Annotated in this window: 2 protein-coding genes and 1 pseudogene; all 3 read left to right on the forward strand. The window is 69.7% G+C overall.

What is annotated here, in order from left to right; genetic code table 11:
- The first annotated feature begins 37 nt into the window (after positions 1-37).
- Complete coding sequence (locus ABDV68_RS03390) at positions 38-2,008, forward strand: TonB-dependent receptor (protein ID WP_343518241.1); 1,971 nt, start codon at positions 38-40, stop codon at positions 2,006-2,008.
- A 100-nt stretch (positions 2,009-2,108) separates the two neighbouring features.
- Positions 2,109-4,301, forward strand: a complete 2,193-nt coding sequence (locus ABDV68_RS03395) for a BamA/TamA family outer membrane protein (protein ID WP_343518242.1) — start codon at positions 2,109-2,111, stop codon at positions 4,299-4,301.
- A 35-nt stretch (positions 4,302-4,336) separates the two neighbouring features.
- A pseudogene (locus ABDV68_RS03400) lies at positions 4,337-6,575 on the forward strand (hypothetical protein); the annotation flags it as partial.

Here is a 6,575-nt window from a genome sequence, read left to right on the forward strand (position 1 = left end):
CGCCGTGCCGTTGCTCGTTCAGTTCAGGAAATCCAACATGAAACGTTCCATTTCGTGCGCCCTCCTCGCGGGGGTTTCACTGCTTGCCGCCTGTCCCGTGTCCGCCAAGACCGGCGCCACACCGCCTTCAGTCGAAGCCGAGGCGGAAGGCGAGGAGATCGTCGTCCAGGCGACCCGTTCCAACCGCCGCGTGCAGGACGAGCCGGTCCGGGTCGAGGTGCTCAATCGCGAAGAGATCGAGGAGAAGATCCTCATGCGCCCCGGCAACATCGCCATGGTCCTTGCCGAGACCGGCGGGTTGCGCGTTCAGGTCACCGCGCCGGCGATGGGCGCCGCCAATATTCGTGTCCAGGGGATGGACGGGCGGTTCACCCAGCTGCTCGCCGACGGGCTGCCGCTTTATGGCGGCCAGGCCTCGTCGCTCGGCCTGCTCCAAATCCCGCCGACCGATCTCGGCCAGGTCGAGGTGATCAAGGGCGCCGCTTCGGCGCTCTACGGTCCCTCGGCGCTGGGTGGCGTCATCAACCTCGTCTCGCGCAGGCCGCGCGACGAAGCCGAGGGGGAGTTGCTGTTCAACGCCACGACGCGCGACGGGCAGGATGTCACCGGCTATGCCGCGACGCCGCTCGGCGAGGGGTTTGGCGGGTCGATCACCGGCGCTTGGCACCGCCAGCGCCGCCGCGACCTCGACGGCGACGGCTGGATCGACATGCCGGGCTATGAGCGCTGGACGGTGCGCCCGCGCCTGTTCTGGGCGGATGGCGCCGGCGCGAGCCTGTTCCTCACCGGCGGGGCGATGGGTGAGCAGCGGCGCGGCGGCACGCTCGACGGCCGCACCGCGCCCGACGGGAACCCCTTCCGGCAGGACCAGAAGACCGACCGGCTCGACGCCGGCCTCGTCGCGAAGCTGCCGCTCGGCGGCGATCTGGCAGCGCATGTCCGCATGGCGGGCATGACTCAGGGCCATGTCCACCGCTTCGGCGATGTCGTCGAAGACGACCGCCACGGGACGGTGTTCGCCGAGGCCTCGCTGTCGGGCAGGACGGGCGGCACCAGCTGGGTCGGCGGCGTCGCGTATCAACGCGACAGCTTCCGGTCGAAGACCTTCCCGCTGTTCGACTACACCTATGACGTGCCCGGTGTCTTCGCACAGGTCGAACAGGACGTGGCGCCCCAGCTGACTCTGGCAGGCAGCGCCCGGCTCGACTTTCACAATGAATATGGCACCCAGTTCAGCCCGCGCCTGTCGTTGCTCTACAAGCCCGGCCCGTGGACGGTGCGCGTCTCGGGCGGCCGCGGCTTCTACGCGCCGACGCCGTTCGTCGAGGAGATCGAGGCGGCGGGCCTGTCGCGGCTCGAACCGCTCGGCGCGCTGGAGCCGGAAACGGCCACCACCGCCTCGCTCGACATCGGCTATGCCCGGAGCGGGGCCGAGGCCAACGTCACGCTGTTCGGCTCGAACATGGACGACGCGACCCGGCTCGATACGGTCGCGCCCGACCGCGTGCGCCTCGTCAACGTCGCGGGCCAGACCCGTATTCGTGGCTCGGAGCTGCTGCTGCGCTACCGCTGGGACGCGTTCGTGGTGACCGGGAGCTATCTCTATCTCGACGCGACCGAGCCCGACCCGGCGAACGGCGGGCGGCGCACCGTGCCGCTCACCCCGCGCCACAGCGCCGGCGTGGTCGCGATGTGGGAGGATCACGACAAGGGCCGTATCGGGCTCGAGCTCTACTATACCGGCAAGCAGGAGCTCGAGGACAACCCGTATCGCCTTACCGGCAAGCCCTATTTCGAGCTCGGACTGCTGGCCGAGGCGGCGGTGGGCAAGGCGCGCCTGTTCGTCAATCTCGAGAACATCCTCAACGTCCGCCAGACGCGCTGGAACTCGCTGCTGCGGCCCAGCCGTACCTCCGACGGGCAATGGACCGTCGATGCCTGGGCGCCGACCGACGGCTTCGTGGTCAATGCCGGGGTGCGGCTGCGCTTCGGCGGCGGGAACCACTAGCTTCGCCTTGGAGCATCGGTCGAACCCTGCAAAAACGCGGTTGATGCCCCTTGAACCTTCCCCCCGCTCGCTCGTTGGGTTAGCGAGCGGGTACGCACATATGCGATCCCTTTGGGAGGACAGGGCAATTTCGGGCGTCGAACTGGGGATCCTGCTGCTGGCGAGCAGCGCGCTCGTGCCGGGCGCGGCCTTCGCACAGATCAGCGGCAGCGTCGGCCAGCCCGGCCAGAGTGCGCCCGCCGAAGACCCCAAGCCCGTCGAGACCCCGCAGCCGGGCACCGCGTCCGAGTCGGACGAGAAGCCGATCGTGCCCGACGAGGAGTTCGACAAGGCGCTTCCCCCGCTCAGCGACGACATGAACGCGCCGCTCGAACCGATGCGGCCCGTGCCGCCGGCAGAAGGCGCGACCGCCGAAGCACCGGTCGACCTGGACCCGCTCGATGCCGAGACGCCGCTCGGCCAAGGCGAGGCGGAGACCGAGCTCGCCGCGCCGCTGCCCCCGCTCAGCGAATTCGACACCACCCCGATCGCCGAGGCGATGCAGCTCAATGACGGGGATGCGGTCGAGATCCGCTATGCCACGCGCGTGACCGGTCTCAAGGAGATCGGACTGGAGGACGAATTCCGCGATCTCTCCGCCCTTGAGGACGGCGACGGCGAGGCGGCCAACGCCGCGATCATCGGGGCGCGGGCGCGTGAGGACGAGGCGCTGGCGGTGCGCCTCATGAAGTCGCTCGGCTATTATGACGCGACCGCGGTGGCGACGGTCGACCAGCCCGCCGCCGCCGGGCAGCCGACCACCGCGACGATCGCCGCGGTGCCGGGCCCGCTCTACAAGCTCGGCAAGATCGATATCCAGGCCGACCCGACCGTGCCGCCCAGCCTGATCGCCGACAATTTCCAGCTCAAGACCGGCGAGGCGATCGACGCGGTGCGCGTCCAGGCGGCCGAAGCGGCGGTGAGCGTCGCCCTGCCGCAGAACGGCTATCCCTTCGCCGAGGTCGGCCAGCGCGACATATTGCTCGACGAGACCACGCAGACCGGCGACTATACCCTGCCGGTAACGATCGGCCCGCGCGCGCGCTTCCGCAACATCACCACCGAGGGCAAGCTGGCATTCGACGCCAAGCATGTCGAGGTGCTCACCCGCTTCGACCGCGACGACCTCTACGACAGCCGCAAGGTCGACGACCTGCGCGACGCGCTGATCGCGACCAGCCTGTTCTCGACCGTCTCGGTCGAGCCGGTGAAGACCGGCGAGGCCGCCGCCGAGGGCACCGAATATGTCGACTTGCTCGTGCGCCAGACCGCCGGTCCGCCGCGCACGCTGGCCGGCGAGCTCGGCTATTCGACCGGGCAGGGGCTGCGCGCCGAGGTCAGCTGGACGCACCGCAACCTGTTCCCGCCCGAGGGCGCGCTGATCCTCTCCGCCGTCGCTGGCACGCAGGAGCAGGGCGCGTCGGCGACCTTCCGCCGTTCCAATGCCGGGCGTCGCGACCGCACCTTCCAGCTCGTCGCCTCGGCGCTGCGCACCGATGTCGAGGCGTTCACCGGCCTCACCGGCACGCTGTCGGCGACCGTGTCGTACGATTCGACTCCGATCTGGCAGAAGGAGCTGACCTACAGCTACGGCGTCGAGCTGGTCGGCACGAGCGAGGACCGCTACGACTTCAACCGCGGCGCGCGCGAACGCGGGGTCTATTTCATCGCCGCGCTGCCGTTGTTCGCGGGCTGGGACAAGTCCGACAACCTGCTCAACCCGACGCGCGGCTATCGCGTGAAGCTCAACCTCAGCCCCGAGACCTCGGTGCGCGGCGGGACGCGGCCCTATGCCCGCGCGATGCTCGAAGGCACCGGCTACTACCCGGTCACCGACAGCATCGTCCTCGCCGGCCGCGCCCGCTTCGGCACGATCCAGGGGATCGACCGGAACGCGCTGGCCCCGTCGCGGCGCTATTATGCCGGCGGCGGCGGATCGGTGCGCGGCTTCGGCTATCAGGAGCTCGGCCCGCGCGCGCCCGACGGCAAGCCGATCGGCGGACGCAGCTTCAACGAGTTCGCGATCGAGGCGCGGTACCGCTTCGGCAATTTCGGGATCGTGCCGTTCGTCGATGCCGGGCAAGTCTATGAGAGCGGCCTGCCCAAGCTCACCGACATGCGCTTCGGCTTCGGCATCGGCGGGCGCATGTACACCAATTTCGGCCCGCTGAGGCTCGACGTCGCGACACCGATCAACCGCAAGCCGGGCGAGAGCAAGATCGCGCTCTACATCTCGATCGGGCAGGCCTTCTGATGGCGGAGGAGACGCTCCCGCCCGGGAATGAAACCGTGATCGTCCGCACGCCGACATGGCAGCGGGTCGCGAAGTGGATTCTCATCGCGCTGATCGGCCTGGCCGCGCTGCTGCTGCTCGCGATCCTCGGGCTCAACACCAGCCCGGGCAAGCGCTTCGTCGCCGACCAGCTCGGCAGATTCACCACCGCTACCGGCCTAAACATCAAGGTCGGACGGATCGAGGGATCGATCTACGGCGCGATGGTGTTGCGCGACGTGCGGGTGAGCGACACCAAGGGCGTGTTCGCGACCTCGCCCTCGATCGCGGTCGACTGGCGGCCCTTCGCGTTCCTCAGCAACCATGTCGACATCCGCTCGGCGACCAGCCCGCTGGTGACGGTGCGCCGCCTGCCGGCGTTCAAGCCCGGCGACCCCAATGCGCCGATGCTGCCCGACATCGACATCGATATCGGGCGTCTTGTGATCGACCGGCTGGTGCTCGAGCCGCCGGTGGCAGGGCAGCGCCACATCGCGACGCTGACCGGCGAGGCGAATATCGCCGACCGGCGAGCGCGCGTGATCGCCAACGGCCGGACGCTGGGCGCGACGGGGGGCGACCGGCTCGCGTTGGTGCTCGACGCGGTGCCCGACGACGACAAGTTCGATCTGCGCGCCGACCTGAACGCGCCGGTCGGCGGCCTCGTCGCCGGGCTTGCCAAGCTCGAGGTGCCGCTCGTCGCGCGCGTCAGCGGGCGCGGCAGCTGGAGCAACTGGCAGGGCCGCGCGGTCGGCACGCTCGGCGGCGCGCAACTCGCCGATCTCGGCATCACCGCGCGCAAGGGGACCTTTCAGGTCCGCGGCACCGCCCAGCCCGGCCTCTACCTCAAGGGTCCGGTCGAGCGGCTCACTGCGCCCAATCTCCAGGTCGCGCTCGACGCCACGCTGAACGAGCGCCGCGCCGACACCCGCCTGCGTCTCCGCTCCAGCGCGATGGCGCTCGCCACCACCGGCACAATCGATCTCGGCAAGAGTGCGTTCGATCAGTTCCGGGTGGAGGCGGCGCTGCTCACCCCCGGCGCGATCGCCCCCAATCTCAACGGCCGCTCGGTGATCGGCGCGGTGGCGTTGAACGGTCCCTTCGCGACGCCGACGGTGGACTACAAGGTCCAGGCCGCCGCGATCGGCTTCGGCACGACGGTGCTCGAGCGCGTCTATGCAGAGGGGCTCGCGACGGTGAATGCCGACCGCATCCTCGTGCCGATCCGCGCCCGTGCCGCGCGCGTCTCCGGGCTCAACCAGGCGGCGGGCGGCCTGCTCACCAACGTCACGCTGGCGGGCGATCTCGCCATCACCGGCGACCAGGTCCTGTCGGAGAACCTCCGCATCCGTTCCGACCGGATTGACGCGACCGCGATCATCGCCGCCGACATCGGCAGCGGCCGCTACACCGGCGCGCTAAAAGGCCGGGTCAACGACTATACGATCGACGGCATCGGCATCGTCAACATCGAGACCGACGCCGATCTCTACGCCGCAGCGTCCGGCGGCTGGGGGATCAAGGGCCGCATCGTCGGGCGCAGCACGCGGCTGTTCAACAGTGGCGTGCGCGATTTCCTCGGCGGCAATGCGATCCTGCGGGTGAATGTCGGGCTCGACCCGAGCGGGATCATCACCTTCGACAATCTGAAACTCGCCGCGCCGCAGTTCAAGATCCTGCGCGGCTCCGGGCGCTACGATCCCAACGGGCCGTTGCTGCTCAACGCCGACGGCTATTCCAATGCCTATGGCCCGGTGTTCGCGCGCGTCACCGGCAGCCTGACCGCGCCGGTCGTCAACCTGCGCGCGCCCCGGCCGGGGCTCGGCGTCGGCCTCGCCAACCTCCAGGCGCGCATCCGCGGGCAGGGCGATGCCTATGCCGTGACCGCCACCGGCGCGACGAGCTATGGTCCGTTCACCGCCGACGTGCTGGTTCGCACCGGCCGCGCGCTCACCGTCGACGTGCGCAAGGCACGCTTCGCCGGCACCGACATCACCGGCAAGCTACAGCAGACCGCGGCCGGGCCGTTCGCGGGCGCGCTCGCCTTTGCCGGTTCGGGCATCAACGGCAATGTCGATCTCTCCGCGAACGGCAAATACCAGCAGGCGGTAGTCCGCGCGACCGCGACCAATGCGCAGATCCCGGGCGACATGGAGATCACCATCGGCCGCGCGATCATCAACGCGACCGCGGTGCTCTACGACGATGCGCCGTCGATCGTCGGTGAGGCGCAGGTCGCCAACCTGCGCAGCGGCG

This window comes from Sphingomonas sp. (genome assembly GCF_039595165.1).
GTDB lineage: Bacteria > Pseudomonadota > Alphaproteobacteria > Sphingomonadales > Sphingomonadaceae > Sphingomonas.